Origin of the sequence: Rhodobacter sp. SY28-1 (assembly GCF_005222785.1) — a bacterium.
Classification (GTDB): domain Bacteria; phylum Pseudomonadota; class Alphaproteobacteria; order Rhodobacterales; family Rhodobacteraceae; genus Tabrizicola.
In genome coordinates, this window is sequence record NZ_STGH01000002.1 from 922,955 (window position 1) to 940,372 (window position 17,418).

18 protein-coding genes and 1 other RNA gene are annotated in these 17,418 nt (G+C 66.1%); 11 read left to right on the forward strand and 8 right to left on the reverse strand.

The window, feature by feature from the left end:
• Positions 1–849: an FHA domain-containing protein gene (locus E8M84_RS13620; RefSeq protein WP_137111708.1), complete on the forward strand. Its 849-nt coding sequence runs from the start codon at positions 1–3 to the stop codon at positions 847–849.
• A complete protein-coding gene (locus tag E8M84_RS13625; protein ID WP_240790379.1) occupies positions 830–1,906 on the forward strand; it encodes a PP2C family serine/threonine-protein phosphatase in 1,077 nt (358 codons plus the stop codon). Before E8M84_RS13620 ends, E8M84_RS13625 begins: the two co-directional genes overlap by 20 nt.
• Positions 1,907–1,918: 12 nt before the next feature.
• On the opposite strand, the gene E8M84_RS13635 is transcribed toward E8M84_RS13625, so the two are convergent.
• Both E8M84_RS13635 and mbfA read right to left on the reverse strand, forming a co-directional pair.
• Complete coding sequence (locus tag E8M84_RS13635; RefSeq protein ID WP_137111710.1) at positions 1,919–2,614, reverse strand: nitroreductase family protein; 696 nt, start codon at positions 2,612–2,614, stop codon at positions 1,919–1,921.
• Positions 2,614–3,591 carry an iron exporter MbfA gene (gene mbfA, locus E8M84_RS13640; protein WP_137111711.1) on the reverse strand — a complete coding sequence of 326 codons (978 nt, stop codon included), beginning with the start codon at positions 3,589–3,591 and terminating at the stop codon, positions 2,614–2,616. The genes E8M84_RS13635 and mbfA overlap by 1 nt, the downstream gene beginning before the upstream one ends.
• A 155-nt stretch (positions 3,592–3,746) precedes the next feature.
• Between mbfA and E8M84_RS21485 the strand changes: the two genes are divergently transcribed.
• Entirely contained in the window at positions 3,747–3,920 is a 174-nt protein-coding gene (locus E8M84_RS21485; protein ID WP_170971934.1) for a hypothetical protein, read from the forward strand.
• A gap of 59 nt (positions 3,921–3,979) precedes the next feature.
• Positions 3,980–4,606 (forward strand): TetR/AcrR family transcriptional regulator, encoded by a 627-nt coding sequence (locus tag E8M84_RS13645; protein ID WP_137111712.1) that lies wholly within the window; start codon positions 3,980–3,982, stop codon positions 4,604–4,606.
• A 55-nt stretch (positions 4,607–4,661) separates the two neighbouring features.
• On the opposite strand, the gene E8M84_RS13650 is transcribed toward E8M84_RS13645, so the two are convergent.
• Both E8M84_RS13650 and accD read right to left on the reverse strand, forming a co-directional pair.
• Entirely contained in the window at positions 4,662–5,933 is a 1,272-nt protein-coding gene (locus E8M84_RS13650; RefSeq protein ID WP_137111713.1) for a folylpolyglutamate synthase/dihydrofolate synthase family protein, read from the reverse strand.
• A 3-nt stretch (positions 5,934–5,936) separates the two neighbouring features.
• Entirely contained in the window at positions 5,937–6,845 is a 909-nt protein-coding gene (gene accD / locus E8M84_RS13655; protein WP_137111714.1) for an acetyl-CoA carboxylase, carboxyltransferase subunit beta, read from the reverse strand.
• Positions 6,846–6,984: 139 nt separating this feature from the next.
• On the opposite strand from accD, the gene E8M84_RS13660 reads away from it, so the two are divergent.
• Entirely contained in the window at positions 6,985–7,776 is a 792-nt protein-coding gene (locus E8M84_RS13660; RefSeq protein WP_137111715.1) for a cytochrome b/b6 domain-containing protein, read from the forward strand.
• The gene (locus tag E8M84_RS13665) at positions 7,769–8,533 is read left to right on the forward strand and encodes a molybdopterin-binding protein (RefSeq protein ID WP_137111716.1); all 765 of its coding nucleotides are present in this window, start codon (positions 7,769–7,771) and stop codon (positions 8,531–8,533) included. Before E8M84_RS13660 ends, E8M84_RS13665 begins: the two co-directional genes overlap by 8 nt.
• A gap of 56 nt (positions 8,534–8,589) precedes the next feature.
• Here E8M84_RS13665 and map read toward each other — a convergent pair whose 3' ends face one another.
• Positions 8,590–9,399 carry a type I methionyl aminopeptidase gene (gene map, locus E8M84_RS13670; RefSeq protein ID WP_137111717.1) on the reverse strand — a complete coding sequence of 270 codons (810 nt, stop codon included), beginning with the start codon at positions 9,397–9,399 and terminating at the stop codon, positions 8,590–8,592.
• Positions 9,400–9,493: 94 nt separating this feature from the next.
• On the opposite strand from map, the gene E8M84_RS13675 reads away from it, so the two are divergent.
• From E8M84_RS13675 to E8M84_RS13685, 3 genes are read left to right on the forward strand one after another with little or no spacing between them, the layout of a single operon-like run.
• Complete coding sequence (locus tag E8M84_RS13675; RefSeq protein WP_137111718.1) at positions 9,494–10,213, forward strand: molybdopterin-binding protein; 720 nt, start codon at positions 9,494–9,496, stop codon at positions 10,211–10,213.
• 11 nt (positions 10,214–10,224) lie between these two features.
• Positions 10,225–10,920 (forward strand): GNAT family N-acetyltransferase, encoded by a 696-nt coding sequence (locus E8M84_RS13680; RefSeq protein WP_394347423.1) that lies wholly within the window; start codon positions 10,225–10,227, stop codon positions 10,918–10,920.
• A gap of 19 nt (positions 10,921–10,939) precedes the next feature.
• Entirely contained in the window at positions 10,940–11,884 is a 945-nt protein-coding gene (locus E8M84_RS13685) for an OmpA family protein (RefSeq protein ID WP_240790380.1), read from the forward strand.
• 53 nt (positions 11,885–11,937) lie between these two features.
• On the opposite strand, the gene E8M84_RS13690 is transcribed toward E8M84_RS13685, so the two are convergent.
• Positions 11,938–12,843, reverse strand: coding sequence for a LysR family transcriptional regulator (locus E8M84_RS13690; RefSeq protein ID WP_137111720.1), 906 nt, complete (start codon positions 12,841–12,843; stop codon positions 11,938–11,940).
• Positions 12,844–13,211: 368 nt separating this feature from the next.
• Between E8M84_RS13690 and E8M84_RS13695 the strand changes: the two genes are divergently transcribed.
• Positions 13,212–13,472: an EF-hand domain-containing protein gene (locus E8M84_RS13695; RefSeq protein ID WP_137111721.1), complete on the forward strand. Its 261-nt coding sequence runs from the start codon at positions 13,212–13,214 to the stop codon at positions 13,470–13,472.
• Positions 13,473–13,501: 29 nt separating this feature from the next.
• Here E8M84_RS13695 and E8M84_RS13700 read toward each other — a convergent pair whose 3' ends face one another.
• Together E8M84_RS13700 and E8M84_RS13705 are read right to left on the reverse strand one after the other, a co-directional pair.
• The gene (locus E8M84_RS13700; protein WP_137111722.1) at positions 13,502–15,526 is read right to left on the reverse strand and encodes an FAD-dependent oxidoreductase; all 2,025 of its coding nucleotides are present in this window, start codon (positions 15,524–15,526) and stop codon (positions 13,502–13,504) included.
• Between the two features lie 102 nt (positions 15,527–15,628).
• Positions 15,629–17,002, reverse strand: coding sequence for an aminopeptidase P family N-terminal domain-containing protein (locus E8M84_RS13705; RefSeq protein ID WP_137111723.1), 1,374 nt, complete (start codon positions 17,000–17,002; stop codon positions 15,629–15,631).
• 149 nt (positions 17,003–17,151) lie between these two features.
• Here E8M84_RS13705 and ffs point away from each other — a divergent pair.
• An RNA gene (ffs, locus tag E8M84_RS13710) (signal recognition particle sRNA small type) lies at positions 17,152–17,250 on the forward strand.
• Positions 17,251–17,418 lie beyond the last annotated feature (168 nt).

Here is a 17,418-nt window from a genome sequence, read left to right on the forward strand (position 1 = left end):
GTGAAGTTCCTTCGCTCTATCTTCGGCGAGAATGACGAGGCGGGTACGGCGACCGGCACGATCGAGGCGGGACCTGACCCGGTCCTGGCCGCTCTGGCGGAACTGGAAGTCAAGCGCCTGCGAGAAGCCTTGGCGGCCGCTGCCCCCGCCCCGGCACCCGAGCCCGAGCCCGAGGTCACGCAGGAGGTGCAGGTCGCACGCCCCAGCCGGGTGGTCAAGGCCAAGGCCCCGCTGCCGGAGGGCGTCACCGCGCCGGCCCGCAGCATCTGGGATCTGGAAGACGAAACCCCGAAACCCGCCGCCGCGCCGTCTGGCGAAGGGTCGGTCGGTTCCGCCCCGCGCCGCGCGACGCGCACCAAGACCCGCGTCCTGGGCTTCGAGGCCCAGCCTGCGGCGGTTGTCCCGCTGTTCGAGGGCGCCGAGAACCTGCCCGTGGCGGCCGCCCCCGCAGCCGGCAAGGGCTATGTGATGTTCCCGGCGGGCTGGCTGGTCGTGAAAGACGGCCCCGGCAAGGGCGCATCCTTCGCGCTGTCGCAGGGTGTGTCGCAGATCGGGCGCGGCAGCGACCAGACGGTATCGCTGGACTACGGCGACATGGCGATCTCGCGGCAGAACCATGCCGCCATCGCCTATGATCCGAAGACCCACGAATTCCATATCGGCCATGGCGGCAAGTCGAACCTGGTGCGCATGAACGGGCGCCCGCTGCTGTCGACCGAGCCGGCCCGTGACGGCGACGAGATCCAGATCGGCGAGACCACGCTGGTCCTGAAGGTGCTCTGCACGCCGGAGTTCAACTGGTCGTCCTATGAGGCGGAAGGAGACGGGCATGATATGGCGATCGCGTGAACCGCGCTATGACGTTGCCTCGGGCATCAGCCAGGGGGCGCGGGACTATCAGGAAGACGCGATCACCGCGGACTTTCCGGTCGGAGCCGAGGCAGGCTTTGTGGTGTTGGCCGACGGGATGGGTGGCCATGCCGCTGGCGACGTCGCCTCGAAGATCGTCCTGACGGAAGTCTATTCCGAGCTGAAGTTCCACTATGCGGATGTCGAGGCCTTCGAACGCCGGGCCCCGGAAATCCTGCGCAATGTGGCCGAGTTCGCGAACCAGACCCTGCGCGATCACACGATCAACCACCCCGAGACCGAAGGCATGGGCGCGACCCTGGTCGTCCCGGCGCTGATCGAGAACCGGCTGTGGTGGATTTCGATCGGCGACTCGCCCCTGTTCCTGTTCCGCAATGGCAAGCTGAGCCAGCTGAACGAGGACCACTCCATGGGGCCGCAGATCGACTTCATGGTGCAGTCGGGCCTTCTGGACGCCAAGGTCGCCGAGAACCACCCCGACCGGAACTGCCTGGTTTCGGTGCTGATGGGCTCGAAGATCGCCAAGATCGACTGCCCGGCGCAGCCGGTGGACCTGAAGGCGGGCGACATCGTCATCTGTTCGTCGGACGGGCTGCAGTTCCTGACCAACGCGCAGATCACCAAGGTCCTGGCAAAGTATCGCAAGTCCCGGTCGACCGAGATCGCCGAACGGCTGCTGGAAGAGATCTACAAGCTGGATGATCCGGATCAGGACAACATCAGCTTCACGATCATCAAGGTCAATGACGCCTCGGTCCGCGCGAAAGGGACGCCTCTGGCAAAAAGCTCGGTGGCCGTCGCCCGCCCGCGCGGCCTGACCAAGGTGGTTTCCGAGCCCGACCTGGTGCCGATCCCGGCCAAGGAAGCGACCCCGGCCTACGAGCCGGAGGAGGTTGCCGCCATGGTCACCCTGCCAGGTGCCGAACTGCATGAGGTCGACGCGGCCGAGCCGGATGTCGAGCCGGAGGCCGCCGAAGAAGACGTGGTCGCCCCGACGCAGGCGGTCTCCCCGCGCCGGTTCGCCGCTCTGGCCTGACGGCCCTCGCGGTCAGGCCCGGAAGACCGACATGATCTGGTCAAGCGGCTTCCTCCGCTTGGCCACTTCCGGGACCGTGGCGGTGTCGGCGGGATAGCCCACCGGCAGGATCATCACCGGCTTTTCATGGTCTGGCCGCCCGCAGAGGGGGCCGAGGAACTTCATCGGATTCGGGGTGTGCTCCAGGCAGACCAGGCCCGCATGGTGTATCGCGGTGATCAGGATGCCCGTGGCGATGCCGACACTTTCCGGGACATAGTAGTTCTTGTAGCGGTCGCCGTCCTCGGTCACGCCATAGCGCTGCGCGAAGACGACGATCAGCCAGGGCGCATCGGTCAGGTGCGGCTTCGACACGCCGGTCCCGATCGGTTCCAGCGCTGCCAGCCATTCGTCGCCCGCCCCGCCGGAATAGAACGCCCGTTCCTCTTCTTCCGCGCCCTCGCGGATGCGGCTCTTCATCGCCGGATCGCTGATCGCGACGAAATGCCAGGGCTGGTGGTTCGCGCCTGAGGGGGCCGTCCCCGCCGCGGCGATGCAGGCGGCGATCACCGCCTCGGGAACGGGACGGGTCGAGTAGTCCCGCACCGAATGCCGTTTGCGCATGTAGGCAAGGAAGTCCTGGGCCGCGGCCAGCGCCCCGGCATCGTCCTTCTGCACGCGGTCCGGCAACGGCAAAGCCTGATAGCTGACCTCACCCTTGCGATACATCACCCGCCCCCGATCAGAACCCCTGCGGCAAAGACCAAAGCACCGCCGACCACGACCTGCAAGGCAGCGCGGAAGAAGGGGGTTTCCATGTAGCGGTTCTGGATCCAGGCGATGGCCCATAATTCGACAAAGACCACGATCATCGCGATGGTGGTGGCGGTCCAAAAGTCGGGGATCAGGTACGGGAGAGCGTGGCCGAGGCCGCCGATGGTGGTCATCACGCCCGAGGCAAGCCCGCGTTTGAAAGGAGAACCGCGCCCCGAAAGGACGCCGTCGTCGTGCGCGGCTTCGGTAAAGCCCATCGAGATGCCCGCGCCGACCGAGGCGGCCGAGCCGACGAGGAAGGTCGTCCAGGTGTCCTGCGTGGCAAAAGCCGTGGCGAAGATCGGGGCGAGGGTGGAGACCGAGCCGTCCATCAGCCCCGCGAGCCCCGGCTGTACCCAGGTCAAGATGAACTGGCGCTTGGCCGTCTGGTCCTCATCGCTGCGCGCGTCAGCGGACAGGTGTTTCTCCTCCAGCCGTTGGGCATGGCGTTCGTGCCCGGCCTCGGCGGCGGCGAGGTCACCCAAAAGCTTGCGGGTCGCGGCATCCTGGGTCCGGGCGGCGGCACGGACATAGAAGTCATGCGCGACCTTTTCCATCCCCGCTGCTTCGCCGCGCATGGTTTCCAGCGACAGGGTTTGTGACAGCCAGACCGGGCGACGGGCATAGAAGCCCGCGACATGTTCGCGCCGGATCAGAGGGATCACATCGCCGAAACGGACACGGTGCAAGTCGATCAGGCGCTGGCGGTGGCCGTCCTCCTCGACCGCCATCCCGTCGAACACCGCCGCCGAGGCCGGGAAGTCGGCGCGCAGGCGTTCGGCAAAGCTGCGGTAGATGCGGGCGTCGTCCTCTTCGGACGAAATTGCAAGCGCCAGCACCTCTTGTTCGGACAGGTCGGCAAAGCGGCGGCGGAAAGACAGGGAGGAGAGCACTGGCGGGCACCTTATCTGGAATGATTCTAATGTAGGCCAAGGCTCTGCAGGCGCAATGTTATAATGTAAACTGATGAGTTCAGAATCGACTTGCCAAAATGAACTCCGCGGTTTAGATACGATTCTGAACTGTAGAGTTCAAATTGGAGATCGAGATGAAACGTATCGCCCTTGTTCTTGCCGCTTCCCTGTCGCTGGCCGCCCCGGTTGCAGCGCAATCGCTGAACATCCTGCTGCCGACCCTGACCTTCCCGACCGACACTGTCACGCCGTCGACCAAGGGCTGCGCAGCCCCTGTGGCGGGCGGCACCTGCACGCTGGCCGAGTGACCGCAGCTTCGCTTGCCGCGCCCGACCGCGATGCTCTATGGTCCCTGCCAGGGGGTCCGATGAACGTCATTGCAGATCACGGGGTCAGGCGCGGCCGCAAGTTCGACCAGGTGCTGGAAGGCGCCCGGAAGATCTTCATGCGGGACGGGTTCGAACGGGCCTCGGTCGACGATATCGCGCGTGAGGCTGGGGTGTCGAAGGCGACGATCTACGCCTATTTCCCCGACAAGCAGTTGTTGTTCCTGGAAGTGGCGCGCTGCGAATGCCACCGCCAGACCGAGGAAGCCGAGGCGATGGTCGAAGGCGATTTCCCGGTGCGGGTGGCATTGACCATCGCTGCGGAACGGATCGTCGCGTTCCAGCTATCGGATTTCGGGCAGCGGATGTTTCGGATCGTCGTGGGGGAAGGTGAGCGTTTCCCGGGGCTGGGTCGGCAGTTCTACGACTTTGGGCCGGGCCTGATCCATGCGCGGCTGGTGCATCACCTGGGCTGCTATGTGCAGTCCGGCGCGCTGCGGATTGACGATCTGGACCTTGCGGCGGACCAGTTCGCGCAGTTGTGCAAGGCGACGATCCACGAAAAGCTGATCTTCGGCATGGCTGAGACCATCACGCCCGAGCTGACGCATCGGTCAGTGCATGGGGCCGTAGACATGTTCATGGCGCGGTATGGGGTGAACGGCTGAAACCAGGCGCAAAAGTTTTCGAAAACTTCTGCAAAATCCTTCGAAGGATTTTGGCCTATCCATTCTCGCGCAGCACGGTCCCCGCCAGGTAGAGCGAGCCGCAGATCAGCACGCGCGCGTCCGGCGACGTCGCCGCAATCCCGGCCAGAGCTTCGGCGACCGAGCCTGCCGTCTCTGCCGCAATCCCCGCCGCGCGGGCGGCATCGCGAGTGAGTTCGGCGGGAAGGGTGTTCTTCTCCCCGGGGATCGAGACGGCGTGCAGCTTCGTCACTTGCGGTGCAAGCGGGCGCATGTAGCCGGTCACGTCCTTGGTGTTCAGCATCCCGCAGATGAGATGCGTCTCGCGCTTGGGCATCCGGGCCAGCGTCGCCGCGACCGCCTCGCCACCGGCCGGGTTGTGTCCGCCGTCAAGCCACAGTTCGACCGTCGGCGCGAGATCGACCAAGGGGCCCCGACGCAGGCGCTGCATCCGTGCGGGCCAGAAGGCGCGGGTCACCGCCGCCTCGCAGGCGGCTTCATCACGGCCCAGCAGACGCAGCGCCGCGATGGCCGCGCCTGCGTTCTGCACCTGATGTGGGCCGGGGAGGTTCGGCAGGGGCAGGTCCAGAAGCCCGTTCTCATCCTGATAGACCAGACGACCGCGTTCCTCCCAGACGTTCCACTGCTGGCCGAAGATCCAGGCCGGTGCCCCCATGCGCGCGGCCTTCGCCTCGATCACCGCCAGCCCTTCCTCGGACTGCGGCCCGACGATCACCGGGACCCCGCGCTTGATGATCCCGGCCTTTTCCCCGGCAATCGCGGCAACGGTGTCGCCAAGGAAGGCCTGATGGTCGAGGCTGACCGGTGTGATGATCGTCAGCCGGGGTGTGTCGATGACGTTGGTCGCGTCCAACCTGCCACCAAGGCCGACCTCGAGCAGGGTCCAATCCGCCGGAACGCGGGCAAAGGCGAGGAAGGCCGCGCAGGTGGTGATCTCGAAGAAGGTGATCTCGTCCGGGCCGTTCGCGGTGACGCTTTCGTCCAGAAGCTGGGTCAGCAGTTCCTCGCTAATCAGCTCCCCCGCCAGCCGGATGCGTTCGTGGAAGCGCGCCAGATGAGGTGAGGTATAGGCGTGGACCTTGTCCCCTCCCGCCTCAAGTCCCGCCCGGATCATCGCCTGGGTCGAGCCCTTGCCGTTCGTCCCGGCGATGTGGATCACCGGCGGAATCGCGCGTTCGGGATTGCAAAGGGCTTGCAGCAGCCGTTCGACGCGCGCCAGCGTCAGGTCGATGACCTTGGGGTGCAGCGTCATCATCCTTTCCAGGATGACGTCGGAACCGGTTGTCATGGCTCAGGCGCCCGCTTCGGCCTTGGCTTCGGCTGGCGAGGGCAGGTCGCCCTTGATCGCCGGAGGCTGGCCGGTCAGCATCCGGATCAGGGTGACGAGTTCTTCCTTCATCGCCTTGCGGTGGACAACACGGTCCAGCATGCCGTGGTCCAGCAGGTATTCGGCGCGCTGGAAGCCTTCGGGCAGTTTCTCGCGGATGGTCTGTTCGATGACCCGGGCGCCGGCAAAGCCGATCTGGGCGTTGGGTTCGGCAATCTGCACGTCACCCAGCATGGCATAGCTGGCCGTCACGCCCCCGGTCGTCGGATGGGTCAGGACGACGATATAGGGCAGCCCTGCCTCTTTCAGCATCTGCACCGCGACAGTGGTGCGCGGCATCTGCATGAGGGACAGCATCCCCTCCTGCATCCGCGCCCCGCCCGAGGCCGAGAACAGCACCAAGGGGCGCTTGAGCTTCACCGCCCGTTCCGCCGCCGCGATGATCGCGTTGCCGACGTTCATGCCCATCGACCCGGCCATGAAGCTGAAATCCTGTGCGGCGGCGACGATGGGGGTGCGGCCGATCTCGCCCTCGGCCACCAGCATCGCATCCTTTTCGCCGGATGCTTTCTGCGCGGCCTTGATTCGGTCAGTGTATTTCTTCTGGTCGCGGAAATGCAGCGGGTCCACCACCGCCTCGGGCACCTTCACCTCGGTGTAGATGCCGCCGTCGAACAGCGCCTCGAACCGTTCGCGCGGGCTGATCGCCATGTGATGGTCGCAGGTGCCGCAGACATTCTGGTTCGCGGCAAGCTCCCGGTGGAACAGCATCGTCCCGCATTCCGGGCATTTCGTCCAAAGATTCTCGGGCACCTCGCGGCGCGAAAACAGCGAGTTGATCTTCGGGCGGACGTAGTTGGTGATCCAGTTCATGCGGTGCCTGCTGCCCCTTTGGTCAGCTTCCCGAGATAAGCCCCGGCGGGCGGAAATGCAATCAGCCCCTGCCCCGGATCGGCGGCGAAACTTCCCGGGGAGCCGCCCGTAGCTTCGGTCAGGAAACCGGAGGAATGCGATGCCACAGGGGCCGCTTGTCTACCGCCAACGCCTGGTCACCAGGGTGACGCACTGGGTCTGGGCCGTCAGCCTGTTCTTCCTGATGCTGACAGGGCTGCAGATCTTCAACGCCTTTCCCAGCCTGCATATCGGCAAGGAGGCGGGGTTCGACTATGACAACGCGATCCTGGAAATCGGCGCAGTCGAGGCGGACGGAGAATTGCGCGGGGTGACGCGGGTCTTCGAGGCGGAGTTCGACACGACCGGCGTGCTTGGCGTGTCGGGTGGCGAGGCGCGAGCCTTCCCGGCGGCACTGACCATCCCGTCGAAGACAAGCCTGGCCACGGGTCGGGTGATCCATTTCTTCTTTGCCTGGGTGCTGGTGGGGACGCTGGCGCTGTGGCTGGTCGCTTCGGCCTTGAACGGGCATCTGCGCCAGCTTGTCCCGACTTGGGCCGACCTGCGCGCCCTGCCCCGGGACATTGTCGACCATGCCCGGCTGCGCTTTCACCACAGGGGGGAGTATTCGGTGCTACAGAAGCTGGCTTATGCCTCGGTCCTGTTTGTGGCGCTGCCGCTGATGATCCTGTCCGGCCTTTCCATGTCGCCAGGGTTCAACGCCGCCGCGCCGTGGTTGCTGGAGGTATTTGGCGGCCGCCAGACCGCCCGGACGATCCACTTCCTGACCATGGTCGCGCTGTTGGGCTTCTTTGCCGTGCATATGGCGATGATCCTGCTGGCGGGACCCCTGAACGAGATGCGGTCGATCCTGACCGGCTGGTATCGCACGGAGGAAGAGCGTGATGTTTGATCGTCGCAAGTTCCTCCTGGGCGGGGCGGCCCTTGCGCTGTCGGGATGCAAGGTTTTTGACAGTGCGACCGAGGGGGACAGCGCGCTGCGGAAGCTCTTCGCCAGCCATGAGAGCCTGACCCAGGCGGCCCAGCGCGCGCTAATTGGCGAGAAGCTCGCGCCCGAGTTTTCCGAGGCGGATATCCGGCAGGGCCAGCGGCCGAATGGGTCGGTCAATCCCGATGGGGCCGACTATCGCCGGATGGCCGAGGCGGGCTTCCGCGACTATCGGTTGACGGTGGCCGGGCTGGTCGATGCCCCACAAAGTCTATCGCTGGCCGAGCTGACCGCGCTGCCGTCGCGCACCCAGATCACCCGGCACGACTGCGTCGAGGGGTGGAGTTGTATCGCCAAATGGCAGGGCGTGCCGCTGGGGACGGTCCTCAAGATGGCGCAGCCCAAGGTGACCGCGCGCTATGCCGTGTTCCACTGCTTCGACGCCATCGAGCGGAGCCTGTCGGGAGAGGTCTTCTACTATGAATCGATCGACCTGATCGACGCCTTCCATCCGCAGACAATCCTCGCCTATGCAATGAACGGCGCGCCTTTACCGGTCGCGAACGGAGCACCCCTTCGGCTGCGGGTGGAGCGGCAGCTGGGCTACAAGATGGCGAAGTATGTCCACACCATCGAGCTGACCGACAGTCTGGCCTCGCTGGGCTTTGGCAAGGGCAGCTACTGGGCCGACCGCGGGTATGAGTGGTACGCGGGGATTTGAGGGCCCAAATTTCTTCGAAGAAATCTGCAGAATCCTTGCTTAAGGATTTTAGCCCCTCAACCCCAGGTCGGGTGGAACTTGCCAGCGGGCGACAGGGTGAAGATCTCGCAGCCCGTGGCCGTGACGCCGACCGAATGCTCGAACTGCGCCGAGAGCGACTTGTCCCGCGTGACCGCCGTCCAGTCGTCAGCCAGAACCTTGGTCTCGGGGCGGCCGAGGTTCACCATCGGCTCGATGGTGAAGAACATGCCTTCCTCCAGCACAGGACCGGACCCTGCACGACCGTAGTGCAGGACGTTCGGCGGGGCGTGGAAAACCCGACCCAGACCGTGGCCGCAGAAATCGCGGACGACGGACATCCGCTGCGCCTCGACGTAGGACTGGATCGCGTAACCGATGTCGCCGAAGGTGTTCCCCGGCTTCACCGCCGCGATCCCGCGCATCAGGCCTTCGTGGGTGACCTCGATCAGCCGCTCCGCCTTGCGCGCCAGTTGGCCCGCGACATACATCCGGCTGGTGTCGCCATACCAGCCGTCGACGATCACGGTCACGTCGACGTTCAGGATATCGCCGTCCATCAGCACCTTCGGCCCCGGAATCCCGTGGCAGACCACATGGTTCACGCTGATGCACGAGGCGTGCTTGTAGCCCTTGTAGCCGATGGTGGCCGAGGTGACGCCGCGGCGCTTGATCTCGTCGGTGATGAAGTCGTCGATCACCCCGGTCGTCGTTCCCGGCACCACCAGCGGGGCGACCGCATCGAGGATCTCGGCCGCGATCCGACCCGCCGTGCGCATGCCTGCGAAATCCGCATCCTCGTAGATGCGGATGCCATCCTTGGTGATGCGGGCGCGAACGTCGTCCATCTCTGTCTCCTTGGCCCCTACATAATTATCTTGCGTGGAAATGGCCAGAGGCCGGGGCTATACCCGACCCACAGGTGCAAGACGGAGGCCCCCGATGACCAACCCCACAGCGGCAATCCTGGTGATCGGCGACGAAATCCTGTCCGGCCGGACGCGCGATTCGAACATGCACTTCCTGGCAGGCGAGCTGACCCGCATCGGCATCACGCTGCGCGAGGCCCGCGTCGTGGCGGACATCCACCCCGAGATCGTGGCGGCCGTCCAGGCCCTGTCGGCCAAGTATACCCATGTCTTCACCAGCGGCGGCATCGGCCCGACCCATGACGACATCACCGCCGATGCCGTGGCCGAGGCGATGGGGGCGAAGATCGGGCACCGCGAAGATGCGATGGCGCTCTTGCAGGCGCATTACGACCGCTCTGGCCTGCCCTTCAACGAAGCGCGGCAGCGGATGGCGCGGATCCCGGAGGGGGCCACACTGATCGACAATCCGGTCTCGACTGCTCCCGGCTTCACCATCGGCAATGTCCACGTCATGGCGGGCGTGCCGAAGATCTTCGAGGCGATGGTCGCCTCGGTCCTGCCCAAGCTGACGGGCGGTCCCCCGCTTCTGTCGCAGTCGCTGCGCGTCGAGCGGGGCGAGGGCGAGATCGCGGGGCCGTTCGGCGCGCTGGCAGCCGAGTTTCCGGACCTGTCCATGGGGTCCTACCCCTTCATCCAAAACGGCGCGCATGGCACGAATCTGGTGGTTCGTGGCACCGATCCGGCACGTCTGGACGAGGCCATGGTCAAGCTGACCCGGTTGTTCGGATGACGCCCGAAACGCTGGCCCCCGATCTTCTGGCCGAGGTGATGGAGGCGACCTGGCCTCCGGCCGGCCGCCGCAGCCTTGGTCCCTTCACCCTGCGCGACGGGGCTGGGGGCGGCAAGCGGGTGTCGGCGGCAAGCGTCGATGGTGCATTCTCGGACGCCGATCTGGACGCGGTCGAGGCGGCCATGGCGGAACCGCTGATGCTGATCCGCGAAGCGGACACGACCCTCGACAGCGCCCTTGACCGCCGCGGCTGGCGCGTGATCGATCCGGTGGTCGCCTATGCCGCCCGGGTCGAGATGCTGACTGCCGATCTCCCGCCCCTGGCCGCCTTCCCGCATTGGCCGCCCCTGGAAATCGCCCGCGCCCTTTGGGCCGACGGCGGCATCGGTCCGGCCCGCCTTGCGGTGATGGATCGGGTGCAGGGGCCGAAAACGGCGCTTCTGGCGCGGACGGATGACCGGCCCGCCGGGGTGGCCTTCGTGGCCTGCCACGGGCGAGAGGCCATGCTGCACGCGCTGGAGGTCCGCCCGGAGCAACGCCGCAAGGGCGCGGCGCAGGCGCTTTTGCATGCCGCCGCGAACTGGGCTGCAGCGGAAGGGGCGTCCCGCTTGTCGCTGGTCGTCACCCGGCAGAACGCCGCCGCCCGCGCGCTCTACGCTCGCCTTGGCATGAGCGTTGTGGGACAGTATCACTATAGAATGAAATGATCGCGGAAAGCGACGGGCAGTGCCGAAGGCCATCCTATCAGTTCTGATCCTGTCGCTGGCAACCCCTGCCGCCGCGTTGACGCTGGAGCTTCCGGCCAGGGTTCTGGCCGAGGAGAGCCGGAGCGAAGTGCCGGGAAGCTATGACCTGCCCATCGCCGCCTTCGACGGGTCGACCGTGCCCTCGCGCGTGGTGGAAGGCGCACTGGACCAACGCGCGTTTCGACTTGAGGCAGGCGGGATCACGACGCTTGCCGTTCTGGCCCCGCTGCGCGATCAGGTGACGGCCGCCGGCTACGAGATCATCTTCGAATGCGAGGCGCGCAGCTGCGGCGGATTTGATTTCCGCTTTGGCACCGACGTGATGCCCGAGCCGGACATGCATGTCGACCTGTCCGACTACCGGTTCCTGTCCGCGGTTTCGGGCGAGGAGGCGGTGTCGATCCTGGTCAGCCGCAGTGCCAGCGCGGGATATGTCCAGATCACCCGGGTGTCAAAGGCACCCTTGACCGCCCCCGTGACCCAGACCGTGGTCGACCTGCCCGACGAAGTCACAGCCCCCGCGCCCGTCGTGACCCCGTCCGACGACAGCGGCCTTGCCCAGGCGCTGGACCAGACGGGTGTCGCGGTGCTGGACGATCTGGTCTTTGCCAGCGGCGCTGCAACGCTGACCGAGGGCGACTACCCGTCTCTGGCCGCGGTAGCCGCCTGGCTGGAGGCCAACCCCGAGGGGACGGTGGCGCTGGTCGGGCATACCGATGCCTCTGGCAGCCTGGCGGGCAACATCGCCTTGTCGGAACGCCGCGCCGAGGCGGTGGCCGAGGTGCTGATCGACACCTACGGCGCCGACCGCGCCCGGGTGATCGCGAAGGGCGTGGGCTTCCTCGCCCCGCGCGCGACGAATCAGACCGAAGAGGGGCGGCAGAAAAACAGACGGGTCGAAGTGATTGTCACTTCGACCCGTTGACGGCCGTGAGAGGGATAGGGGCCGTCAGCAGTTGCGGAAGGTGATGGCCCGGCTCACCAGTTGTCGGGTCCCTTGTCGGCATAGCGCCGCGCAAGGAAATCGATGAAGGCGCGCACCTTGGGCTGGGTGAACCGGCCCGGCGGGTAGACCGCATAGATGCCCAGCACTTCGGTCGGCAGACCTGGGATCGCCTCTTCCACCTGGCCCTGACGCATGGCGTCGGCGTAAAGGAAGGATGGCAGGTAGGCGATGCCCAGACCCGAGATCGCGGCGTTGAGCAGGCTTTGCCCGTCGTTCACGGTCAGCCAGCCGACAGACCGGACCTGCCGCTTTTCGCCCGAGGGCGCGGTGATCTTCCAGACGTTGCCATTGGCCTGATTCGAATAGTGCAGCAGCTTGTGGTCGTTCAGATCGTCGATCTTCTGCGGACGGCCGAAACGCTGGAAATAGGACGGCGAGCCGATCATCCGCTTGGTCGTCTCGGTCAGCTTGCGGGCGCGAAGCGAGCTGTCCTCCAGCTCTCCTACCCGGATCGCCATGTCGAACCCTTCGCTGATCAGTTCGACGTAGCGGTTGTTCAGGACCATGTTCACGGTGATGTCGGGGTATTCCAGCAGGAAATCCCCCAGGATCGGCGACAGGAGATTCACGCCGAAGTCGGTAGCGACGGACACGCGCAGAAGGCCGGAAGGGGCGGATTGCATGGATGTGACAAGGGCGTCCGCCTCGCCGGCGTCGTTCAGGACACGGCGGGCGCGGTCGTAATAGGCAAGGCCGATCTCGGTCGGGCTGACCCGCCGCGTGGTGCGATTCAGGAGGCGCGCGCCAAGTCTGGCTTCGAGGGCCGAAACGTGTTTCGAGACGGCGGACTTCGAGATCCCCATCTTCTTGGCTGCATCGGTGAAGCCGCCCTGGTCCACAACCGTGGCAAAGGCCTCCATCTCCGTCAGTCGATCCATAGTGTCCTCTTGGGAACAATCACGCCGTTTGTGACAATATGGTTTCACAGGCAAATCGGGCAGGAAGGCGGCAATCGAGCGACCGATCCGGGGTATTGTGTGGGATCGTTGTGGCAGGGGAAACGACTCCGGCGCCGGGGCGTTCGGCAATCCTTCGCCTGAGAGGGGTATTTTGCTGCGCGGCAAAAGGGAGGGTGCGATCCGGTCGGCAGGAAAATGTTCGCACACTGACCCCGGAATGGCAACGATCCGTCGCCAATACGGCTGCCCGTCTTGGACCTATGGAACATCCTTCCGGGACCGCCTAGCTACGTCTCGGGGCGGGAAAACCCGCACCATGCAATCATGGGTAGAAAAAGGAGACTTCCATGAAACGCTTCGCAATCCTGCTTGCACCGCTGGCCCTGGCCTCGGCCGCTTTCGCCCAGGCGACTCTGCCTGAGGTGGCGGATACCGACGGCAACGGCACGTGGTCGCTGGCCGAGCTTCAGGCGGTCTGGACGGATCTCACCGAGGACGGCTTCAAGGGCATCGACGCGAACGCCGACGGAGCGGTCGACCAGACCGAGCTGCAGGCTGCGCTCGACAATGGCGTGATCACCGCGCCGGAAGCCTCGTCGGGCGGCTGAGGCAGGCCCGGGGGCGCAGACAGCGCCCCCTAAAGCCGGGCTGCCAGGCGCGCGGCCTGATCTATCGCGCGCTTGGCGTCCAGCTCGGCAGCAACGTCCGCCCCGCCAACCCGATGGTGGGGGATGCCACGCCGGTCCAGCTCGGTGCTGAGCCCCCGTTCCGGCTCTTGCCCCGCACAGAGCACCACGGCATCGACCGCGAGCAGTTCCGGTTGCTCGCGGTTCGGCCCGTGGCTGATCCACAAGCCCTCGGGCGTTATGCGGTCGTAGTTCACCCCGCCCTGCATCTTGACCCGTTTCATCGCCAGGCTTGCCCGGTGGATCCAGCCGGTGGTCTTGCCGAGATGCCGCCCGGGCTTTTCGGCCTTGCGCTGCAACAGATACACGTCCCGCGCTGGCGGATGCGGCTTCGGTCCCTCGGGGTCCAGACCGCCACGGTCCTGCCAAGGCGTTGATACGCCCCACTCCTCGCGCCAGAGATCCGCGTCGAGGGTCGGGCTTGTCCCCTCGTGCACCAGCGTCTCGGCCACGTCGAACCCGATTCCGCCCGCCCCGACAACGGCCACACGGCGGCCCACGTCTGCGCCGCGGAGCACGTCGATGTAGGAGAGAACCTTCGCCCCCTCTTCGACCGGAATCCCCGGATCGCGCGGGGTGACTCCGGTGGCGATGACCACTTCGTCAAAGCCTGCAAGGTCATCGGCGCTGGCTGAATGGCCCAGCCGCAGGGTGATGCCGGGGGCAGTAAGCATGGTCGCAAACCAGTCCACCAGACCGTGGAACTCTTCCTTGCCGGGGACCTGCTTGGCCAGGTTCAGCTGGCCGCCGACCTGCGTCGCCTTGTCGAACAGCGTCACCTGATGCCCCCGCCCGGCGGCGACGATGGCCGTCATCATCCCGGCGGGACCGGCCCCGACAATGGCCACCCGTTTCGGGCTGTCGGTCGGCGTATAGACAAGCTCTGTCTCATGGCAGGCGCGCGGGTTCACCAGGCACGAGGTCAGCTTGCCGCTGAACGTATGGTCCAGGCAGGCTTGGTTGCAGGCGATGCAGGGCGCGATCTCTTTCGCCCGCCCGCTTGCAGCCTTGGCGATGAAGTCGGCATCCGCCAGCCAGGGTCGCGCCATCGACACCATGTCCGCCGCACCCGTCGCCAGCAGCGTCTCTGCCACCTCGGGCGCGTTGATCCGGTTCGAGGTGATGACGGGAATCGAAACCTCGGGCCGCAACCGCGCTGTCAGATGGGCGAACCCGGCGCGGGGGACGGATGTGGCAATCGTCGGTACCCGCGCTTCGTGCCAGCCGATCCCGGTGTTGAGGACCGAGGCACCCACCGCCTCGATAGCCTTGGCAAGCTGCACGACCTCCTCCCAGGTCGACCCATCGGGCACGAGGTCGATTAGCGAGATGCGGTAGACCAGCACCGCCGCCGGCCCCATCGCAGCGCGCACCCGGCGGACCACTTCGACCGGCAGGCGCATCCGGTTGGCATAATCGCCACCCCAGCGGTCGGTACGGCGGTTGGTGTGGGTCACCAGAAACTGGTTCAGGAAGTAGCCTTCCGACCCCATCACCTCGACGCCGTCATAGCCTGCCTCGACCGCCCGGGCCGCCGCTGTGGCGATATCGGCGATCTGCTTTTCGATCCCGTCCTCATCCAGCTCACGCGGCGGGAAGGGAGAGATCGGGGACTTGATGGCCGAGGGCGCGACGCACTCCTTGCCATAGGCATAGCGCCCGGCATGCAGGATCTGCATTGCGATGTGGCCGCCCTCGGCATGGACGGCGTCCGTCACCCGGCGGTGGTTGGCGATGTCCTTGTCACTGAACAGCCCCGCCGCCCCGGGAAAGACCCCGCCTTCGCGGTTCGGGGCCATGCCGCCGGTGACGATCAGTCCCGCACCCCCGCGCGCCCGAGCGGCATAGAAGGCCGCGACCCGACCCCAATCCCCCGTCTCCTCCAGCCCGGTGTGCATCGAGCCCATCAGGCTGCGGTTGCGCAGGGTCACCCCGGCCAGAGTGATCGGCGACAGAAGATGCGGATAGTCGGTCATTGTGGTCTCCCTTGGCGCCGGAGAATGGCGAAGCGCGGCCCGCGCGTCACCCGAAACGCGGCGTCATATCATGCGCCTCCCTTCCCCATGTGGGGGCCTTGGTCAAAGGACGACCACCTGCGCGGGATCCAGAAGCCAGGGCGCGATGATGCCGCAGGTGTCAGCGAGGGGGAGGAGGCTGTCGGGCACCTCCATCCCGATCACGCTTGCCATGAACTTGGCCCGCAGGGCGCAGCGCCGGGCCACATTCGGATGCTTCCGCGCCAGGTCGTCCCGCAGGGCCTCATCCGCGATGACATAGCCGTCCTCCATCCGGGTGGAGCCCCAATCGGGATGCGCCGGGATCACGTCCATCTGCATCGCCATCCCCGAGGCGAGCGGAATGTCCGACCCCGGCATGATGGGTGAGGACATCCATTCGTCCAGCCCGATCAGGTGGCCGGGGTTCAGGGTGATGCCGAACTCGGGCGGCAGCCGGTCGTGGATCATCGCCCAGACCTCCCCGCCGGCCACCCCGGGCCGCATCATCGCGCACCAGTCCGACATCGCGCGGGTGTAGGGAAAGACGAAGTCCTCCAGATATCCTGCCGCGCTGGCAGGCAGGTCCCCCGCCCCCCGCGCCATCCAGCCGGCGCGGCAGATGTTCGAGCCCCAATGCGCGATGTTGAAGCTGGCAGGGACCCCGCGCCGGATACGGTCGCCGATGGGGCCAGAGAGGCCAGGGGTATCGCCCATGGCGAAGGTGATGTGGCAGCCCAGGGGCAAGCCGCCGATCCGCGCCGCCTCGACCGCCGCGAAGTCGGTCATGCCCTCTTGCAGCGCAAAGACCATCCGTTTCAGACCCGCGGCGGCCATGTGGTTCGAAAACTCCAACCGAGCGATATCATCGGCGCCGACTTTCGCCCGCAGGCCATGGCCGGGATGCATGAAAAGTGCAGTCGCATTCTCGACCCGCCCAGCGCGGTCGCGCAGCGGGTCGGCCAGGAAGGCCGGGACATCCAGCGCCAGCGCCGGATCCGTTCCGGGCGGCAGCTCGTCTGCTTCGTACCACTTCCACCCCACCGCGCCCATGGTTGCGCCCGCCGGGATGACTTCGTCCAGCCACTCCCAAAGCCGCCTGGTCCCCCTCGGCTGGCTGGGCAGCGACAGCGAGGCGCAGAGCCCGGTGCGAACTCGCCCCGCCGCGACAAGCGGCGAGATCGCCGTGTAGGCAAGGCATTCGTTCCCCGCGACCAGCAGCGCATCACCCGCCGTCACGACCATCACCGCCTCTTCAAAACGCGGATCGAAGCCGGTCAGCCAATGCAGGTTCGCCGCATGCTCGCGGTCGCCGTAGATCGCCAGCGCCGCGTATCCGGCCCTGGCCATCGCCGCCCGCACGGACTGAAGCCGCCCTTCGGCCTCGGCCAGCGAGAAGGCGGGTGGCAGGTCCGGAGTCCCGCTGTCCGGCCAGTCCAGACGCTGCAGTCGTGTCATGGTTTCCCCTCGGCTTCGCCCCGCTCGTCGTGCACTTCGTGCCTCCTAGCATTCATCTCCCGAGGAGGACACGAAGTGAACGACGAGGCAAGCGTCCCGACATGACCGAGTTCCTTGCGAATCCCGTCGCCCCAGCCTATATGACCCGTCGAGAGGTTGGCGCGGGCAGGCGCCTCGCCAACCCGGTCAGGTCCGGAAGGAAGCAGCCGTAACGAGCCCCGCTTGGGTCGTTGTCCAGCCTCTCACCCAATCACCCCTTAAGGTCGTGATGTGCAATAACCTCCTTGAACTCAAGGGGTTGGCGACTTTTTTTGCCAGGATGGGGTCGGGCATTGCGGGGCAGGAAAGTTGAGCAGGTCCAACCGAAAATGGCTTGGTGATCTATCCTGAGCGCGACTTGGGCAAGCCGGTCTTGA